This window comes from Staphylococcus canis (assembly GCF_016238445.1).
GTDB classification, from domain to species: Bacteria; Bacillota; Bacilli; order Staphylococcales; family Staphylococcaceae; genus Staphylococcus; species Staphylococcus canis.
In genome coordinates this window covers 1-19,554 of the sequence record NZ_JABANU010000018.1, presented here as the reverse complement: position 1 = coordinate 19,554, position 19,554 = coordinate 1, and the positions used below count along the sequence as shown (strand labels likewise).

The 19,554-nt window shown below is 34.5% G+C and carries 18 protein-coding genes, 2 tRNA genes, 1 rRNA gene and 1 pseudogene; 21 read left to right on the top strand and 1 reads right to left on the bottom strand.

What is annotated here, in order from left to right:
- Positions 1–17 precede the first annotated feature (17 nt).
- Both HHH54_RS07750 and HHH54_RS07745 read left to right on the top strand, forming a co-directional pair.
- Positions 18–2,201, top strand: a complete 2,184-nt coding sequence (locus HHH54_RS07750) for a heavy metal translocating P-type ATPase (protein ID WP_198618276.1) — start codon at positions 18–20, stop codon at positions 2,199–2,201.
- Positions 2,202–2,288: 87 nt separating this feature from the next.
- A complete protein-coding gene (locus HHH54_RS07745; protein WP_198618275.1) occupies positions 2,289–2,429 on the top strand; it encodes an Lmo0850 family protein in 141 nt (46 codons plus the stop codon).
- Positions 2,430–2,647: 218 nt separating this feature from the next.
- Here HHH54_RS07745 and HHH54_RS07740 read toward each other — a convergent pair whose 3' ends face one another.
- Entirely contained in the window at positions 2,648–3,841 is a 1,194-nt protein-coding gene (locus HHH54_RS07740; RefSeq protein ID WP_198618274.1) for an FtsW/RodA/SpoVE family cell cycle protein, read from the bottom strand.
- 152 nt (positions 3,842–3,993) lie between these two features.
- On the opposite strand from HHH54_RS07740, the gene HHH54_RS07735 reads away from it, so the two are divergent.
- From HHH54_RS07735 to HHH54_RS07645, 19 genes and pseudogenes are all read left to right on the top strand, one after another.
- Entirely contained in the window at positions 3,994–5,064 is a 1,071-nt protein-coding gene (locus HHH54_RS07735; RefSeq protein WP_198618273.1) for a D-alanine--D-alanine ligase, read from the top strand.
- Between the two features lie 20 nt (positions 5,065–5,084).
- On the top strand, positions 5,085–6,446 hold the full coding sequence (locus tag HHH54_RS07730; RefSeq protein WP_198618272.1) for a UDP-N-acetylmuramoyl-tripeptide--D-alanyl-D-alanine ligase: 1,362 nt from the start codon (positions 5,085–5,087) through the stop codon (positions 6,444–6,446).
- Between the two features lie 283 nt (positions 6,447–6,729).
- On the top strand, positions 6,730–8,214 hold the full coding sequence (gene cshA / locus HHH54_RS07725; RefSeq protein WP_198618271.1) for a degradosome RNA helicase CshA: 1,485 nt from the start codon (positions 6,730–6,732) through the stop codon (positions 8,212–8,214).
- A 182-nt stretch (positions 8,215–8,396) separates the two neighbouring features.
- Entirely contained in the window at positions 8,397–8,873 is a 477-nt protein-coding gene (locus HHH54_RS11320) for a PH domain-containing protein (RefSeq protein ID WP_198618270.1), read from the top strand.
- Positions 8,866–10,371 (top strand): PH domain-containing protein, encoded by a 1,506-nt coding sequence (locus HHH54_RS07715; RefSeq protein WP_198618269.1) that lies wholly within the window; start codon positions 8,866–8,868, stop codon positions 10,369–10,371. Before HHH54_RS11320 ends, HHH54_RS07715 begins: the two co-directional genes overlap by 8 nt.
- Positions 10,364–10,873 carry a PH domain-containing protein gene (locus HHH54_RS07710; protein ID WP_198618268.1) on the top strand — a complete coding sequence of 170 codons (510 nt, stop codon included), beginning with the start codon at positions 10,364–10,366 and terminating at the stop codon, positions 10,871–10,873. Before HHH54_RS07715 ends, HHH54_RS07710 begins: the two co-directional genes overlap by 8 nt.
- Positions 10,874–10,897: 24 nt before the next feature.
- Positions 10,898–11,257 carry a holo-ACP synthase gene (gene acpS / locus HHH54_RS07705; protein WP_198618267.1) on the top strand — a complete coding sequence of 120 codons (360 nt, stop codon included), beginning with the start codon at positions 10,898–10,900 and terminating at the stop codon, positions 11,255–11,257.
- 4 nt (positions 11,258–11,261) lie between these two features.
- Positions 11,262–12,410, top strand: a complete 1,149-nt coding sequence (gene alr, locus HHH54_RS07700) for an alanine racemase (protein WP_198618266.1) — start codon at positions 11,262–11,264, stop codon at positions 12,408–12,410.
- An 81-nt stretch (positions 12,411–12,491) separates the two neighbouring features.
- Positions 12,492–12,659 (top strand): type II toxin-antitoxin system antitoxin MazE, encoded by a 168-nt coding sequence (mazE, locus tag HHH54_RS07695; RefSeq protein ID WP_198618265.1) that lies wholly within the window; start codon positions 12,492–12,494, stop codon positions 12,657–12,659.
- A complete protein-coding gene (locus tag HHH54_RS07690) occupies positions 12,660–13,019 on the top strand; it encodes a type II toxin-antitoxin system PemK/MazF family toxin (protein ID WP_198618264.1) in 360 nt (119 codons plus the stop codon).
- Between the two features lie 602 nt (positions 13,020–13,621).
- Positions 13,622–14,389: pseudogene (locus HHH54_RS07685) on the top strand (PP2C family protein-serine/threonine phosphatase); the annotation flags it as partial.
- Between the two features lie 76 nt (positions 14,390–14,465).
- Positions 14,466–14,792: an anti-sigma factor antagonist gene (locus HHH54_RS07680; protein ID WP_198618262.1), complete on the top strand. Its 327-nt coding sequence runs from the start codon at positions 14,466–14,468 to the stop codon at positions 14,790–14,792.
- Between the two features lie 2 nt (positions 14,793–14,794).
- Positions 14,795–15,274: an anti-sigma B factor RsbW gene (gene rsbW, locus HHH54_RS07675; RefSeq protein ID WP_198618261.1), complete on the top strand. Its 480-nt coding sequence runs from the start codon at positions 14,795–14,797 to the stop codon at positions 15,272–15,274.
- Positions 15,249–16,019: an RNA polymerase sigma factor SigB gene (gene sigB, locus HHH54_RS07670; protein ID WP_198618260.1), complete on the top strand. Its 771-nt coding sequence runs from the start codon at positions 15,249–15,251 to the stop codon at positions 16,017–16,019. The genes rsbW and sigB overlap by 26 nt, the downstream gene beginning before the upstream one ends.
- Positions 16,020–16,144: 125 nt before the next feature.
- A complete protein-coding gene (locus HHH54_RS07665; RefSeq protein WP_198618259.1) occupies positions 16,145–18,295 on the top strand; it encodes a Tex family protein in 2,151 nt (716 codons plus the stop codon).
- A complete protein-coding gene (locus HHH54_RS07660; protein ID WP_198618258.1) occupies positions 18,288–18,731 on the top strand; it encodes a SprT family protein in 444 nt (147 codons plus the stop codon). The genes HHH54_RS07665 and HHH54_RS07660 overlap by 8 nt, the downstream gene beginning before the upstream one ends.
- Positions 18,732–19,042: 311 nt before the next feature.
- Positions 19,043–19,125: transfer RNA gene (locus tag HHH54_RS07655), tRNA-Leu, on the top strand.
- Positions 19,126–19,152: 27 nt separating this feature from the next.
- Positions 19,153–19,226 (top strand) — tRNA-Gly (locus HHH54_RS07650).
- 126 nt (positions 19,227–19,352) lie between these two features.
- Positions 19,353–19,554: ribosomal RNA gene (locus tag HHH54_RS07645) — 16S ribosomal RNA — on the top strand; the annotation flags it as partial.

Below are 19,554 nucleotides of genomic sequence, written 5' to 3'. Positions count from 1 at the left end.
GTATAGGAGCGATAGATATGGCTAAAGAAACATTTAAAATTTCAGGTATGACATGTGCTGCGTGTTCAGCGCGCATTGAACGTGTATTAAATCGAGAATCAGGCGTAGACGATATTAGTGTTAACTTAGTAATGGAGAAGGGGACAATTAGTTATAATCCTAATGCAATTACGCGAGAAGAAATTTTTGAGCGTATCCATAAAATTGGATTTGAAGCTCATCCTTTAGAAACGGATCAAGAGACAAAACAACGTCAATCTCATGAATTGAAGGTTCAAAAATATAAGTTTATCGTTTCTTTAATTCTCGCATTACCATTGTTATATACGATGTTTGCTCACTTTTCATTTTTAAGTTTTGTCCCTGTACCAAAATTATTCATGAATCCGTGGTTTCAACTCATATTAGCGACACCGATTCAATTTATTTTAGGTGCACAGTTTTATGTGGGAGCGTATCGTTCACTAGTTAATAAAAGTGCAAATATGGACGTGTTGGTGGCTATGGGAACATCAACTGCTTATTTCTATAGCATTTATCTTATGTTTACACATATGAACCAATCTGGCCATATGATACCTTTATATTTCGAAACGAGTGCAGTTTTAATTACACTTATCCTATTAGGAAAATATTTCGAAAAGCGTGCGAAAGGACATGCCAGTGATGCGATAGAGAAACTTGCGGCTTTACAAGTAAAAGACGCTGAAGTTGAACGTGATGGTGAAGTTCATCGTATTTCTATTGATGATGTTCGAGTAGGAGATATTGTCTTAATTCGAAGCGGACAACAAATACCACTTGACGGCGAAATTATCGAAGGACATACGACAATTGATGAATCATTGATTACAGGTGAAAGTTTACCTGTTGAAAAAGGTATGGGTAACTCTGTAATTGGAAGTACATTCAATCAAACGAATTTTATTAAAATCCGTGTGACGCATGTCGGTGAAGATTTGGTATTAAATCAAATTATTAAAGTTGTTGAAGAAGCTCAAAATGAAAAACCACATATTCAACGACTGGCTGACAAAATTTCAAATATTTTCGTACCATCAGTCATTACCTTGGCTTTAATAGCATTTTTAATTTGGTATTTTATGGTTACTCCACAGCACTTAAGCCAAGCACTTGAGATTTTTATTGCAGTTATTGTCATTGCTTGTCCATGTGCGTTGGGATTAGCGACGCCAACATCTATTATGGTTGGCTCAGGTCGCGCAGCTAAGTCAGGTATTTTATTTAAAACAGCAGAATCGTTAGAACAAACGAAACAGATTGATACGATTGTATTCGATAAAACTGGAACACTTACAAACGGACGTCCGAAAGTGATGGATACTTTTGTGATTCAAGATAATGATAATGTACCGGCTTATATTAAAAGTCTTGAACAACAGTCTGAGCATCCGTTATCACATGCACTCACAGAGCATTATAGCAATGCTAAAAGTGTATCTATTGAACAGTATGATACTCATACAGGAAGTGGTATATCAGGACGTATTGATGGTCATGATATTCAAATTGGTTCGATGTCGTTTCTTGAACCTTTTATTCAAAACACACCATCGATTAATGAACGTGTAAGTCAAATTGAACAACAAGGAGCGACAGTTGTTGGCGTTGTAGTTGATCAAGCATTAACAACACTTATCGGTATACGTGATGAGCCTAAATCAGATGCATTAAAAACGATTGATCAATTAAAAGATAAGTATCAATTAATTTTATTAAGTGGTGATAGTAAAAATACAGCACGAGCGATTGCACAAGAACTTGGAATTCATCATGTGATTGCAGGTGTGAAACCTGATGAAAAGGCGTCTGAAATCAAACAATTACAAAGTAAAGGTCATAAAGTGATGATGGTTGGTGATGGCGTCAATGATGCACCCGCATTGATGCAAAGTGATATCGGTATTGCGATGGGATCTGGTTCTGATATTGCATTAGAATCAGCAGATGTTGCGTTAGTAAAAAATGAATTAAAATTTATTCCTGAAGCATTAAAAGTGAGTCGACTCACTATCCGAAACATTAAACAAAACTTATTTTTTGCATTTGTATATAATTTGATCGGCATACCTATTGCAGCAAGTGGCTTTTTAGCGCCTTGGCTTGCGGGTACTGCAATGGCATTCAGTTCGGTTTCCGTTGTATTAAATGCCTTACGTTTAAATACAATAGAAAAATAATTTGAAAAAGTTTTTGATTTGGTGTAGTAAAGCACCAAAATTTGGGGTAAGATAAAAGAAGTAGACTGACATACACGAGGTGATCATATGGCTAAACAAAATGATAAGCTTCAGAATGTGGTTCAAATGTTATCATCGATCGGTGTAAAAGTTAAAAAAACGAAATCTCGATTGGATATTATGCGGTCACTTCCGAACACGGAACCTGTAACAGAAAGACTTAAATAATGATTAGTAGCATTGAATGAGATTAGGGAGTACTGGAGCATAGTACATTGAATGAGATAGACTTTCTCTAGTCAGATTGATTCATAACATTGAATCCACTTGTCTTAACTTCTTTATGATGCATTCAAATCAACTACAATTTCATCATCATACTAAAAAAGAGAATCCGATTTTAACGTGTATCATACGTACATTAAAATCAGATTCTCTTTTTTGTGTTATTTTTTCGAATTGAGTATTGATTGGCGTTGGGATTGATGATAGTAAATACTCAAAATAACGCCAATTCCCATCATTAAACTCCAAATTGAACTTCCACCATAACTGATGAAAGGTAAAGGAATTCCAGTTATTGGTAATAATTGAATAGTCATTCCGATATTTTGTAAAATATGGAATAATAACAAACTTATATAACCAACAATAAATGTTTTACTAAATAAATCATCTTGTAATTGTGCCAATCTCATCAGATGTAAGAGCAATAGTAAGAAGACGATAAGTAGAACAACAGCTCCGATGAATCCAAATTCTTCTCCAATAACTGAAAAGATAAAGTCCGTATGATTTTCTGGAATATACACTTCTCCATTATTAAATCCTTTACCTGATAATTGTCCAGAACCAATCGCTTTCAGAGACTCAGTTAAGTGAAAACCATCTCCTGAACTGTAAGTATAAGGATCGAGCCAAGAATTGACACGTCCAAGTTGGTATGTTTTGATACCCGATATATTTTCGAGCAATTCAGGTTTAAATATGATTGATAAAATCAAGCTTGTCCCAATAAAAATTGCCCCTCCAAATAAAGGTGCTAGAATTTTCCAAGTCACACCACTGACAATCAATACACCAGCGATAATCGCAAGAAAGACGAGTGTTGTTCCTAAATCATTTTGAAGTAAAATGAGCGCCATTGGAATAAGTGAAACACCCATTACTTTTAAAATTAATTTAAAATCGGTCTCTAATGACTTATTAAACGTGAAACGATTATGCCGTGCTACAACATTGGCTAATGCAAGTATCATGACGATTTTCATAAATTCAGAAGGCTGAATGCTGATAGGTCCAAGTCGGTACCAACTCTTTGCTCCATTGATAATAGGCGTGATGGTAGACTCAGGGAGTATTAACAACCCGATTAACAATAGTACAACAATGATATAAACGATATATGTATATTTACGTATTTGCTTAGGTGAAAAAATCATAATCATCAATGCGAGGAATGCACCGAGTGCATAATAAAATCCTTGTCGGATGCTGAAATCTGCACTGTATTGACCGCCACTCATTGCGGAGTGAATCGTTAAAATACTAATGAAACATAATACACCAATGAGTAAAATTAACCGCCAATCTAAACGGCGAAAAAAAGGTCTTTGCGTATTTTGACGTGAAGAAGCCATATGATTCTCCTTTTTAAAATTAATATCTATTTCATTATATATCGATTTTACAGAAGTTGTAATGATTTTGCTAATATCATTATAAAAATAAATGCATTACATTTCACTATCATGGTAAAATAAAGATTAGAAAAAAATTTGGAGGCGGACTTATGTCAAAAGAAGGATTATGCATCATTTATGGTGGTAAGAGCGCCGAGCATGATGTATCGATATTAACTGCTCAAAATGTATTAAATGCGATCGATAAAGATAAATACAATGTAGATATCATTTATATTACTAATGATGGTGATTGGAAAAAGAAAAATAATATTACAGAAACAATTACAGATATTGAATCATTAAGATTACCAGATGTAGCGGCAGGTGAAATCTCTGCAATGCTAACTACTTCAAGTTTAGGTGGAAAATATGATGCTGTATTTCCATTACTTCATGGCCCAAATGGTGAAGATGGAACGATTCAAGGGCTGTTTGAAGTATTAGATATTCCATATGTTGGTAATGGTGTTTTAGCTGCTTCAAGCTCTATGGATAAACTTGTGATGAAACAATTGTTTGCACATCGTGGCCTACCACAATTACCTTATGTAAGCTTTTTAAGAAGTGAATATGAAAAATATCAACATAATATTTTAAAACTGGTTAATGATAAATTAGAGTTCCCAGTTTTTGTGAAACCTGCAAATCTTGGTTCAAGTGTTGGTATTAGTAAATGTGAAGACGAAGCGTCATTAATCAAAGGGATTGAAGAAGCGTTTCAATTCGACCGTAAATTAGTAATTGAGCAAGGTGTAAACGCTCGTGAAATTGAAGTAGCCGTGTTAGGTAATGATTACCCTGAAACAACTTGGCCGGGTGAAGTTATTAAAGATGTTGCATTTTATGATTACAAATCTAAATATAAAGACGGTAAAGTTAAATTATCAATTCCGGCTGATTTAGATAAAAATGTTCAAATGACATTGAGAGATATGGCAGTTGAGGCATTTAAAGCAACAGATTGTTCTGGATTATTACGTGCTGACTTTTTTGTAACGGACGATCAACAAATTTACATCAACGAAACTAATGCGATGCCAGGATTCACAGAATTTAGCATGTATCCTAAATTATGGGAAAATATGGGAGTATCTTATGCTGAATTAATCACAAAACTTATTGAACTTGCTAAAGCGCGTCACGCTGATAAACAAAAGAACAAATACAAAATCGATTAAATTTGAGAGGGAGTATTTCAATGATTGATATCACATTAAAACAACTCTCACAATGGATTGAACCGTGTCAGATTGATGAAAACTACCTAGAGCATTGTATTTTAGGAGCAACCATCGATTCACGTCAAATCCAAAAAGGACAATTGTTTATACCTTTTAAAGGTGAGAATGTCGATGGCCATCGTTTTTGTGAACAAGCTTTAGAGGACGGAGCAGGCGCAGTATTATTTCAAGAAGATAGTGAGATTAACCCACCACAAAATGGTCCTGTTATTTTTGTTAAAGATACATTAACTGCTTTACAACAATTAGCCAAACATTATCTCGAGTATGTTGCACCTACTGTTATTGCCGTTACAGGTTCTAACGGGAAAACAACAACGAAAGATATGATTGAAAATGTGTTGTCTGGGAAGTATCAAGTACAAAAAACACAAGGGAACTATAATAATGAAATTGGTATGCCGCTAACGATTTTAGAGCTAGATACTCGGACAGAAGTATCTATTCTAGAAATGGGAATGTCAGGTTTTCATGAAATAGAGTTACTTTCAAAAATCGCAAAACCCGATTTTGCTGTGATTACAAATATTGGGGAGTCACATATGCAAGATTTAGGATCGCGTGAGGGGATTGCACAAGCGAAATTTGAAATTGTGAAAGGACTCAAACCTGAAGGTACATTACTATATGATGGTGATGAGCCGCTTCTAGAGCCTCATGTTGCTACGATGACATCACGTACAATCAGTATTGGCTTAAATCGAAAAAATGATATCGTTTGCCAAATGCTTGAACAAGACGAAAATGGAATTACATTTGAACTTAACCACAAATCACGCTATACGCTTCCTGTAATGGGTGAACATAATATGCGTAATGCAGCGATTGCTATTACCATTGCGCAACGTTTAGATGTGCCTGAAGATATGATTCATGAACGTTTACAACATTTAAAATTGACAGGCATGCGCATGGAGAAACTTGTTTCTCAAAATGGTGCGATTATCATCAATGATGCATATAATGCAAGTCCAACAAGTATGAAAGCCGCAATTGATACGTTATCAACAATGAATGGACGAAAATTATTAATACTTGGTGATGTTTTAGAATTAGGTGAACAATCAAAGCGTATGCATATTAGTGTAGGTAAATATTTAGCAGAGAAAAATATTGATTTCTTATATACTTTTGGGGAAGCGGCTATGGATATTCATGAAAAAGGTAAACATTTCGTTGAAGAAGCCATCCATTTTGATACAAAAGATAAAATGATACGCTATATTAGTTCCATTATACGACCTAAAGATACTGTGCTTGTTAAGGCATCTAGAGGTATGAAAATGGAAGAAGTTGTCGATGCCTTATTAGCCTATTAAATGTGAGAGAATAGCGCTTAGATTGTTATAAAAAGGGAGTGAGATAGACATGAAGTTTCATGTGCTATCAAACTCCCTTTACAATTTGTATCACAGATAATCATCGATACTATTACTTTTAAAAATGTACGTAGTTCTAAATCTTAGTTTTTTTCTAGGAATAATAAACGATGTCTATTTCGTTTATTGCGATATTGGTGTTTAGGTGGTAATATGTAGAAGTTAGATTAAACTTATTTGACATAAAATGGTATAGAATTACTTAAAATAAAGGAGAATTACTTTGCAAAATTTTATTGATTTAGGTGTTTCAGAAGCAACAGCAGAAACACTAGAAGCAATGGGATTTACTGAACCAACACCCATTCAAAAAGACAGTATTCCCTATGCGCTTAATAATGTAGATATACTTGGACAAGCACAAACTGGGACAGGAAAAACAGGTGCGTTTGGTATTCCATTAATCGAAAAAGTAAAAGGAAAATATGGTACGCGTGCTTTGATTTTAGCACCTACACGTGAATTAGCGATGCAAGTGGCAGAGCAATTACGTGAATTTGGACGTGGTCAAAAAGTTCAAATCGTGACAGTATTTGGTGGGATGCCAATTGACCGTCAAATTAAATCTTTAAAACGAGGACCACAAATTGTAGTTGGAACACCTGGACGTGTAATTGACCATATTAACCGACGTACGTTAAAGACACAAGATATTGAAACATTGATTCTTGATGAAGCGGACGAAATGATGAATATGGGCTTTATTGATGATATGCGCTTTATCATGAGTAAACTCCCTTCAGAGAATCGTCATACGATGCTATTTTCAGCTACAATGCCAAACGCGATTCAAGAACTTGTTCAAAAGTTCATGAAGTCACCTAAAATTATTAAAACAATGAATAATGAAATCTCAGATCCGCAAATTGATGAATATTATACGATCGTTAAAGAATTAGAAAAGTTTGAGACATTTACAAACTTCTTAGATGTTCATCAACCAGAACTTGCGATTGTGTTTGGGCGTACGAAACGTCGAGTAGACGAACTCACTAGTGCGTTATTATCAAAAGGATATAAAGCTGAAGGGTTACATGGAGATATTACACAAGCAAAACGTTTAGAAGTATTAAAGAAATTTAAAAATGACCAACTAGATATTTTAGTGGCGACTGATGTTGCAGCACGTGGATTAGATATTTCTGGCGTGAGTCATGTTTATAACTTTGATATTCCACAAGATACAGAGAGTTATACCCACCGTATTGGACGTACAGGTCGAGCAGGGAAACATGGAATTGCCGTAACATTTGTTAATCCGATTGAAATGGATTATATCAGACAAATCGAACAAACAAATCGAAGACAAATGCGTTCTTTACGTCCTCCATATCGTAAAGAAGTATTAAAAGCACGCGAAAATGAAATCAAAAATCAAGTTGAAAATTGGGTTAAAGCAGATAAAGAACCACGTATACAAAATATTGCAAAACAACTTCTAGAAACATATGAACAAGAAGAACTCGTGACAGCATTGTTACAAGAACTGATTGAATCTAATGATGATGTAGAAGTACAATTAACATTTGAAAAACCACTTGCACGTAAATCACGTACACCAAAAGGTGGTCGTAAAGGTAGTGGACATAAACGTCACTCAAAATCATCTCGAAATCATAAACAATCTTTTAATAAAAAAGGTAATACTAAAGGTAAACGTGATGTTAAAGTTAAAAAAGGACGTACATTTGCAGATCATCAAAAATAATGGGTGTTTGATTCATTGAAAGAGAGCTAAGAGGAGATAGTACACCTCTTGGCTTTTTTGCTTCTAAAGACAATTAAAGCGATGGCGTTAAATGAAGTAGGTCAAAATAAACCATTAGCGCTTATTTGTTTAGAATTTATCTATGGTATAATACGTATAACTTTATAAAGGAGATTGATAAAGTGGAAGCGGAGTCGTTTATAAGAAGTCCCAAACGGACACATACATATTTATATCAAAGTTATATCATTAAATTGTTTCTATTTTTGTTAATTATCGGCGGTCTCACCTTTTTGTGGTTTTATTTAGAGTGGCGTAAAGAAGTGATTTACGTTTTGGCACTCATAACGCTATTCACTACTATTAGCTACTTAGTTTACCCTCACTTTTTCTATTTATATACGCAATATCAAGTCAGACATCGTCAAATTATGATTAAACGTCATGTATGGTTTCAGAAGACAGAAGTCATTAAACTTGAAAGAATTCAATTTGTAAAACGTTCTTCAGGACCGTTACTACGTCATCATAATCTCTGTATACTGACTTTGACAACTGCGGCTCATGAGGTGAAATTTCCTTATCTTTCAGTAGATGAAGCAAAAAGACTAGAATCATATTGCTTAAATCACATCAAGCGTGGTGATGACGATGTATAAACCTCAGAAGTTACATCCCATTTCATATATTATGGGGATTGTGGATGTCATTAAAAGAAACTTTTTTATCATTGTGGTTTTTTTGTTCTTTCAACTGAAATCGTTTGATTTTACAAATTTAAAGCAACTTATTGTACCAGGAATCATTGGAGTATTTTTATTATTCGGTTTCATTATGAATAGTATTAAGGTTTATAGAACACGTTTTTGGATAGAAGGAGAACACTTTATTGTAACAAGTGGTCTGCTTAATCATGAGCGTAGAGAACTTAATATTCGGCGGATACAGTCTATTGATACAACGGAGAATATCGTTCAACAATTAATGAAAGGTGTTAAACTCATCGTTAAAACGCCAAGTGACGGTATTGAGCTTGAAACAATCACACGTACACAAAGTGAAGCAATTCGGCGAGAGCTAGAGTATGTGAAGCATCAAATTTTAGAAGAAACACGTGAAGAAAGTATTGATGATGGCGTAAGTGAAACAGACCAACCATTAGTGCGTCAACAATCTAGTGCTAATGATATACATCTATTTCATCTTTCTAAACGTTATTTATTGTTTATGGCTATGACAAGTAACGCGCTACTCGTTGCACTTGCTGCTATAGGTCCAATTATAGGCGCAATCGACGACTTAATTCCGTGGGGAAGTTTGACACGTCATATTGATAGTGTTTTTCACATGATGATAGATACGACAATTATCCTAATTATAATTGGATTGATATTAAGTTATGGCCTTGGTGTAGTGATTAATTTTATACGTTATTTTGGCTTTTCATTGACACGCAATGGCGATTTACTTCATGTCCGGTACGGTTTATTTAATGTGAAACAAATGACTGTACCACTTTCAAGAATTCAAGCAGTATTCGAAAAACAATCAGTGATACAACGTCTATTCGGGTTTACATCTTTTCACTTAATGATTACCAGTGATATGCAAGTCAAATTAGACGATGAAACGATTGAAGGTAATGTGATGATTTTGCCATTTATTAAGCGAAAAGAGGCGTTATCTATTTTAAAAACACTTGTCCCTTCAACCAGTTTTGATACCGTTAATGAAGGATTACCATGGAGAGGATTTCATCGTCGTTTCTGGGTACACAGTTTGGTTTTATTGGGAGTAGGGGCGATTTTTCACTATTATAGTTTGAAATGGTTTTGGATTCCGATTGGGATTTTGATTGTTCTATTAATCCTTCGCAGTCTACTCTCAGTATTAAAAGATGGTATTAAACTTAAATCAGATGAAATTATCGTACGTCAATTAAAGATGATGACTTTTGAAACAACTTATGTACATCGAAATAAAATACTTGGTTTTGAAAAAATCAATCATCCGTTAATGAAGCGTGCACATCTATCGCATTTTAACTACATTATCGCAAGCGGTGCCTCAGAGCATAGATTTGGACTTAAATTTGTGGAAAGTAGCGAGGTACAGCAGTGTTTTGACTGGTATATAGGGGGTGAGGATCATGTATAAAATGAGTAAAAAAGGCATAAAAGTTCAACGTATTGTATCTGGTATCAATGCGGGTATATTAGCGTTAATCATTTTAGGGGTGTATCTTTTACGTTTTTTAGTTCATGATCCTATACGTCAGTGGATGCTTTATAGTATCTTTATATTACTAGCCTTTTTAATTTTATATTGTGTCATATCGATATGGTTGAAACCTAAGTATCAATATTATATTTTTGGTTATCAATTTAATGATGACTATATTACTATTCGCAAAGGTTTCATTTGGCAGAGTCAAGTTCAAATTCCTTTTTTTCGCATACAAAATGTGGAACTTAATGAAGGTTTTTTTATGAGAAAATATAATTTAGTTAGCCTTACATTATCTACTGCTGGTGGGAATCATGATTTATTTTTATTAGACAAAGAGAACGGGCAAAGCGTGAATCAAATGATTAAACAGAGAAGTATAAATATTGAGGATACGTATCAAACTAACGATACGCACGAAGATATCGAATGAACAACTTTGTGGAAGAGGGATGAGATGATTGTTGGAATAGGGATAGATTTAGTAGAGATACCAAGGATAAGAAAGATATTAAAGCGACAACCTCGATTGCCACATCGTATTTTATCGGAAGGTGAACTTGAAAGGTATCAAAGTATATCAAATGAAGTAAGAAAAATAGAGTTTTTAGCAGGGCGCTTTGCGGTGAAAGAAGCTTTCAGTAAAGCATTAGGCACAGGTATAGGGGAAGAGGTATCATTCCAGTCCATTCATTGTGAGAATGATGCTAATGGTAAGCCTTATATTCAATTTGATGGATATTACGTACATGTGTCGATTTCTCACACAGAACATTATGCAGTGAGTCAAGTAATTTTAGAAAAAGTTGGAGCGTGACAGTATGTCAGATAAATATTATCGTTCAACCGTTATGAACGTTGATTTAGAAGCAATTACACATAATTATCAATCACTAGACCGTCAACACCCTGACAAGATAATAATGCCGGTGGTAAAGGCGAACTCATATGGTTTAGGCAGTATTGCGATTGCTAATCATTTAAAAACATTAGGTGCAACATTTTTTTGTGTTGCAACATTAGATGAAGCTATTGAATTAAGAATGCATGGCATTAGAGAAAAAATATTGATTTTATCAAGTATACCGCCCTATACAATTAATAAAGCAATACAACATCGGGTCGCCATTGCGGTTCCTTCAAAAGAGTGGCTTATCGAAACAATATCACATGTTGATGATTCACTTGAGAAAAAAGTATGGTTACATATTAAACTCGATACAGGAATGAATCGTTTGGGTGTGAAGGACGCTCAAACTTACCAAGAAATTATTGAAATGATTCATGAACATCCAAATTTTGAATTTGAAGGTGCCTTTTCTCATTTTGCTTCTGCTGATGAAGACAATCAATCATCACAACAACAATATGAACGTTTTGAAGCTTTAATTGAAAGTGCTGAACGTCCAGCCTATATTCATGTTCAAAATTCAGCCGGTACTTTACGTTTTGATACAGGAATATGTACGGCATTTAGACCTGGTATTGCTTTGTATGGCTATTATCCAACGCCTTTTATAGAAGCTGAAACAGATGTTTCATTAAAGCCGGCTGTTAGACTTGTCACTGAAGTGACTCAAGTTAAAGCAGTTCAGGCCGGTGAAACGATAGGATATGGCGAGACTTACACAGCGCAATCGGATATGCATATTGCATTACTACCAATTGGATATGCAGATGGGTTTTTAAGAAATATGCAAGGTGCGTTTGTAAGTATCAATGGTCAGCAATGTGAAGTTGTTGGACGAGTGAGTATGGATCAAACTGCTGTTCATGTACCAGAAGAGACAAAAATAGGGGATGAAGTTGTGATTTTAGAGCAACAAGCGCACCATCCTCAATCACTTGAAACCATTGCAGAACAGCAACATACCATCAATTATGAAGTGCTATGTAATTTTGGTCGACGTATCCCAAGAATTTATCAATACCAACAAAATTATGAAATATCGAACGAATTGTTAAAATAGTATGGTGTAATAACATTATTTTTGTTATTATAATTGGTAATTAGACTAATTAAGTGTTGTATTGATTTGGAGGTCCTATTTATGTCAACATTCAATCAAACAAGATCCAAAAACTTAGAGCAATCTTTAAAAGAAGGTTATGTTCAAATGGCTGATTTAAATCTCTCCCTAGCGACTGAAGCATATTCTGTAGAATGTGAAGCGTGTGATTGTAACGAATCTCATCTAACAAATAGCAAGGATGAATAGATGAAGCGAGGAGATGTTTATTTAGCTGATCTTTCTCCAGTACAAGGGTCTGAACAAGGGGGAGTAAGACCCGTCGTTATTATTCAAAACGATACTGGAAATAAGTATAGTCCTACTGTAATAGTCGCGGCTATTACAGGTAGGATTAACAAAGCTAAAATACCTACACATGTTGAAATTGAGAAGCACAAATATAAACTAGATAAAGATTCAGTTATATTGTTAGAACAAATCAGAACTGTGGATAAAAAAAGATTGAAAGAAAAACTTACATATCTTTCGGAAAATAAAATGAAAGAAGTTAATAATGCACTTGGTATTAGCTTAGGACTACATATGCATCAACATAAAAAAGGTTAAAAGATTTAGCGATTAAAGGATGGTTTGTGATTGGGCTATCAATAGTAAGAGCTTGTTTTATACAGGTCACTTTTGTTATTGAAACATCAACCATTCTTTTTCTTTTTGTAGTGGAAAACAATTCAAATTTATGAATGGTTTATGATTTAAACTATTATTTTTATATGGGATAGATTGAAATGCTTTGTTAACGTTTCTAATATGCCTCTTACATATTTCATTACTTACGCTTTAGTATGTTAAAGTGATTGCGAGCTAAAGTGAATTGAATACGTAGTTAAAAGAAAATATTGTTTTAATCATATACTCGGAAGATTCTCTGAGTTTGCCACGTCATCCTCGTGACTAAAAAGGAGGTTTGTGAGATGTCACAAGATATAGAGTCGGTTTATTTCCAAATGTTAGAAAAGTTGCTTTATGAAAGCGAACAATACAGTATATCTGAGCTGCAAGCTTCTTTTCCAACTATTAATGACACAGAAACTTTGCCACCTAAGGAGCTTGTGCATATACATAAAAAATATTTAAAAGCGCACTCATTAACACCTGAGCAAGTTCAACTGAGTATGGACTGGTTAGAAGCGGTGATCCAACAATTTGATTACAATCACTCTGACTATCAGCAACTTGTAGATCGTATGGAAGTCCATGAAAAAGAAATGGACGTTGCATCACAATTACAACAGACGATGCTTAAAGCTGATATTCCTCAGTTTGATAGTATCCAAATCGGTGTTATTTCAGTTGCTGCTCATCAAGTTAGTGGTGATTACTTTAACTTAATTGATCATAAAGATGGGACGATGAGTTTCGCGGTAGCTGATGTTATCGGTAAAGGTATTCCAGCAGCTCTCGCGATGAGTATGATTAAATTTGGAATGGACTCTTATGGATATTCACAATTACCAAATGATGGCTTAAAACGTTTGAATCGTGTTGTTGAAAAAAATATTAATCAAAATATGTTTGTAACGATGTTTTATGGATTATATGAAGAATTAAATCATATTTTATACTGTAGTTCGGCTGGGCATGAGCCTGGGTATATATTCCGAGCGGAAACTAACGAATTTGAGGAAATAGAAGTGAGAGGACGTGTACTAGGGGTGAGCCCTCATATGCGTTATGAACAACAAGAAATTCAAATTCATGTTAATGACTTAATCATAATTTTAACTGATGGTGTCACTGAAATACGTGATGAAAATGGTAAATTTATTACTAAAGAATATTTATTTCAATTTATTCAAACATATAAACATTTACATCCACAAGATATCGTTCAATTATTATATGAGGAATTAATACGACTTCAAAGAAAATGTAAACGTGACGATTTAACAATTTTAATAATAAAACGGGTGCATTAGACTAAAATATGGATTAAACTCAATTAAAAAGGGTAAGTTTATTTAGTAGATACTAAATGTAGGAGTGGTACCAATTATGAATCTTAATATAGATACCAAAGAATTAGAGTCACGTTATGAAGTAAAAGTTGAGGGAGAGTTGGATGTTGCAACGGTTCCTGAACTTGAAAGTGTACTCGTACCAATGCGCCAAGAAGGACAACATGATATTTACGTTGATTTAACAAATTTAAACTATATGGATTCTACTGGACTTGGGTTATTTGTAGGGACATTAAAAGCTTTAAATCAACATGATAAAGAATTATATATTCATGGTGCCAATGGTCGTATTAAACGTTTATTTGAAATTACAGGACTTAGTGATTTAATGCACGTGAATGAAGGAACGGAGGCTGAATAACAATGGGACAAGCTAATGATTTTATAGAAATGAAAGTTCCGGCATCAGCTGAATATGTAAGTTTAATACGTTTGACATTATCCGGTGTATTTACACAATCTAATGCAACATATGATGATATTGAAGATGCAAAAATTGCTGTGAGTGAAGCAGTAACTAATGCAGTTAAACATGCATATAAAAATAAAGAAGAAAAAGGGTTTATAAATATCGTATTCGAAATTTTTAACGAATACATAAAAATTACCGTATCTGATCAAGGAGAAAGCTTTGACTATCAAGCTACGAAATCACAATTAGGACCTTATCAAGAAAATGAAAACGTTGACTTTTTAAGAGAAGGTGGTTTAGGATTATTCTTGATAGAGTCGCTCATGGATGAAGTGACTGTGGACAAAGACACTGGTGTAACGATTAGTATGATTAAGTATATCAGAAAAGAGCAGGTGCCAAACAATGACGAAAGAGCAGAAATCAGTTAAGACCGTTTCACCTGAACAAATCAATGAATGGATACAACAACATCAGAAAAATCATGATGAACATGCACAAGAACAACTGGTTAAACATTATGAAAAATTAATCGAATCGTTAGCATACAAGTACTCTAAAGGACAATCCCACCATGAAGATTTAGTTCAGGTGGGTATGGTTGGTTTGATTGGTGCAATTAACCGCTTCGATTTATCGTTTGACCGGAAGTTTGAAGCATTTTTAGTACCAACTGTGATTGGTGAAATTAAACGGTATTTACGTGATAAAACGTGGAGTGTTCATGTCCCAAGACGAATTAAGGAAATTGGACCGCGAATTAAAAAAGTGAGCGACGAACTTACACATGAACTCGAGCGTTCGCCATCTATACATGAAATTGCTGAACGACTAGAAGTTTCTGACGAAGACGTGCTTGAAGCAATGGAAATGGGACAAAGTTATAACGCTTTAAGTGTGGATCATTCGATTGAAGCTGATAAAGATGGCTCAACTGTAACATTGTTAGATATTATGGGAAATCAAGATGATAACTATGAACTTACTGAAAAACGTATGATTCTTGAACGTATATTACCAATATTATCTGACCGAGAACGTGAAATCATTCAATGTACATTTATTGAAGGTTTAAGTCAGAAAGAAACAGGTGAGCGCATTGGTTTGAGCCAAATGCATGTTTCGAGATTACAACGTACTGCAATTAAAAAATTACAAGAAGCAGCTAAAGAATAAAAAGTAGTCTTATTCAACTTGAGTAGTTTGAATAAGGCTATTTATTTTGATTAAAAATAGTGATTAGGCTGAACATCTAAAAAATGTTAAAATGAAGAAGATTGATTTATGAAAGGATGGCTCATATGGATTCTTCAATGATTCAAGCAATACAACAAAAGTATCAATTTACCCAAAAACAAATTGAAGCAGTTTTAAAGTTATTAGAAGAAAAAAATACAGTACCATTTATTGCGAGATATCGAAAAGAAATGACAGGTGGACTCGATGAGGTTGAAATCAAAGCGATATCAGATTCATATCAGTATATGGTCAATCTACAAAAACGTAAAGATGAAGTCATACATAGCATTGAACAACAAGGACTTTTAACACAAGATTTAAAATCAGAAATTTTAAAGCAAACAAAACTACAACGTGTTGAAGATTTATATCGACCGTACAAACAAAAGAAAAAAACAAGAGCAACAGAAGCTAAACGAAAAGGTTTGGAAGACTTTGCAACATGGATTTATAAGCAAGAACCTACAACAACTTTAGAAGACAAAGTGCAATCTTTTTTAAATGAAGAAGTACCTACAGCTAATGATGCAATACAAGGGGCGCAAGATATCATTGCTGAGCATATTGCAGATTACCCGGTTTATCGAAAAAGAATATTGGAATTGACACAAAGACAGGGAATCATTGTGACTCAAAAGAAAAAGAAAGCGGAAGATGAAAAGCAAATTTTTGAAATGTATTATGATTATGAAGAGCCGATTCGAAAAGTTGCGAACCATCGTATTCTCGCGATGAATCGAGGAGAAAAGGAGAAAGTCATTACTGTTAAAATAACAATGGATCAAAATCAGCTTGCACAAGCTATTCTAAAACAAGAAGTGAAATCAAATCATGAGTTATCACAAATTGTTGAATCAGCAGTAGTAGATGCGATGAAACGTTTAATATTCCCGTCAATTGAGCGAGAGATTCGTCATGATTTAACTGAAAGAGCAGAAACTCAAGCGATTGACATTTTTAGTGAAAATTTAAAAAGTCTTTTACTACAAGCACCTTTAAAAAATCAAAAAGTACTCGGTGTTGATCCGGCATATCGTACGGGATGTAAGCTTGCAGCTATTACAGAGACTGGGGCATTTATTGCAAAGTCAGTGATGTATCCTCATCCTCCACATTCTAAGCATAAAGAAGCGGAGCAAATTTTTATTGATATGGTAAAAGCGCATGACATAGATTTAATTGCAATTGGAAACGGTACAGCAAGTCGAGAGACAGAACAGTTTGTAGCGGATATGATTCGAACACACCAATTAGATATGAAATATTTAATCGTAAACGAAGCAGGGGCATCCGTATATTCTGCATCTGATATTGCAAGAGAAGAATTTCCGGATTTTCAAGTTGAAGAAAGAAGTGCTGTTTCAATAGGAAGACGTGTTCAAGATCCATTGAGCGAGCTTGTTAAAATTGATCCAAAGTCAATTGGGGTTGGGCAATATCAACATGACGTCAATCAAAAGGCGCTTAACGAAACATTGAAATTTGTTGTTGAAACGGCAGTAAACAAAGTTGGGGTAAATGTGAATACAGCTTCAAGTACTTTACTTCAACATGTTTCAGGGTTAACAAAACAAATTGCAGATAACATTGTACAGTACCGTGAAGAAAACGGTTTATTTAAACATCACTCAGCTATTAAAAAAGTGAAACGTTTAGGAGAGAAAACTTTTGAACAAAGTATCGGATTTATGAGAATCATTGATGGTGATGAACCGTTAGATAATACTTCCATTCACCCAGAAAGTTATAATGCAACATATGAATTATTAGAAGACTTAAACATTGATATTCAGAGCATAGGAAATGAGTCTTCAAATGAGGTGCTTAAGTCCGTAGATAAGGTAAGTTGCGCTGACCGTTTAAATATAGGTGTACCAACCTTAGAAGATATTATTAAAGCGCTTATGGCACCTAATAGAGATCCGCGTGATGATTATCCAACACCTGAACTCAAATCAGATGTGCTTTCAATTGAGGATTTAAAAGAGGGAATGAAACTCAATGGAACCGTTAGAAATGTCGTGGATTTTGGTGCGTTTGTTGATATTGGTGTAAAAAATGATGGACTCGTACATATATCAAAATTATCAACTCAATTTGTCAAACATCCTTTAGATATTGTGAGTGTAGGAGATATTGTTGAAGTGTGGATTGATCAAATAGATACACAAAAAGGTAAGGTTGCTTTGACAATGATTGCGCCACATGAATGATAATGAACTCCAATATTTAGTAGAATATATAGCGTTACGTTATTTTGATGACACATTTGAGCATCGTGCTTATTTCAACAAACGACTTCGTACCACAGGCGGAAGATATATGCTAGAATCACATCATATCGAAATTAATCCTAAGCAATATGAATTATTTGGAGAAGAAGCGGTAAGAGATATCATAAAACATGAATTGTGTCATTACTTTTTACATCTTCAAGGAAAAGGATATCAGCATAAAGATACTGACTTCAAAAAGTTATGTCAAAAAGTAGGAGCTCCGAGATTCTGTCAACCAACGATGACCTACAATGAACGTGTAAATCACCATTATCGTTGTAGAAACTGTGGACAAGATTACTATAGAATACGACGGGTGAATTTAGTTAAAATGAGATGTGGTCAGTGTGGTTCTAAGTTAAAAGAATTATAAATTTAAAGTGTAGTATCAAGATCTAATCTTCATAGATACTACACTTTTAGATTATTAGAAAAAATTTGAAGTTAAGTGTTGACTTCTATTGAAAATGAGTCTATAATTCTAAAAGTCGTCTCAAGAATAGAGAGTTCTGAGTGACTTTATTAAATCTATTGACAAGATTTAGTAAATGTAGTATTCTTAAATACGTCGCAAAAATAGATATTAATAGTTCATTAAGAACATTAAAAAAATATTAATTTAATGTTGACAAGACTTTTTAAACATTATATAATATTTATTGTTGTAATGAGTTGCGCATCCAAGCGGTCGTGGCGGAATGGCAGACGCGCTAGGTTGAGGGCCTAGTGGGAGAGATCCCGTGGAGGTTCAAGTCCTCTCGGCCGCATCAACTGACTTATTATTTTAATACTACGCGGGTGTAGTTTAATGGCAAAACCTCAGCCTTCCAAGCTGATGTTGTGGGTTCGATTCCCATTACCCGCTCCATCCATAATTAATGAACATTGAAAACTGAATGACAATATGTCAACGTTAATTCCGATAAAACACAGTACAACGTACTGATAGACTGATTGACTGAATCAATCGAAAGAGCTATATCAAGCTTACTCTAATATGGAGAGTTTGATCCTGGCTCAGGATGAACGCTGGCGGCGTGCCTAATACATGCAAGTCGAGCGAACTGACGAGGAGCTTGCTCCTTTGACGTTAGCGGCGGACGGGTGAGTAACACGTGGGTAACCTACCTATAAGACTGGAATAACTCCGGGAAACCGGGGCTAATGCCGGATAACATGTTGAACCGCATGGTTCA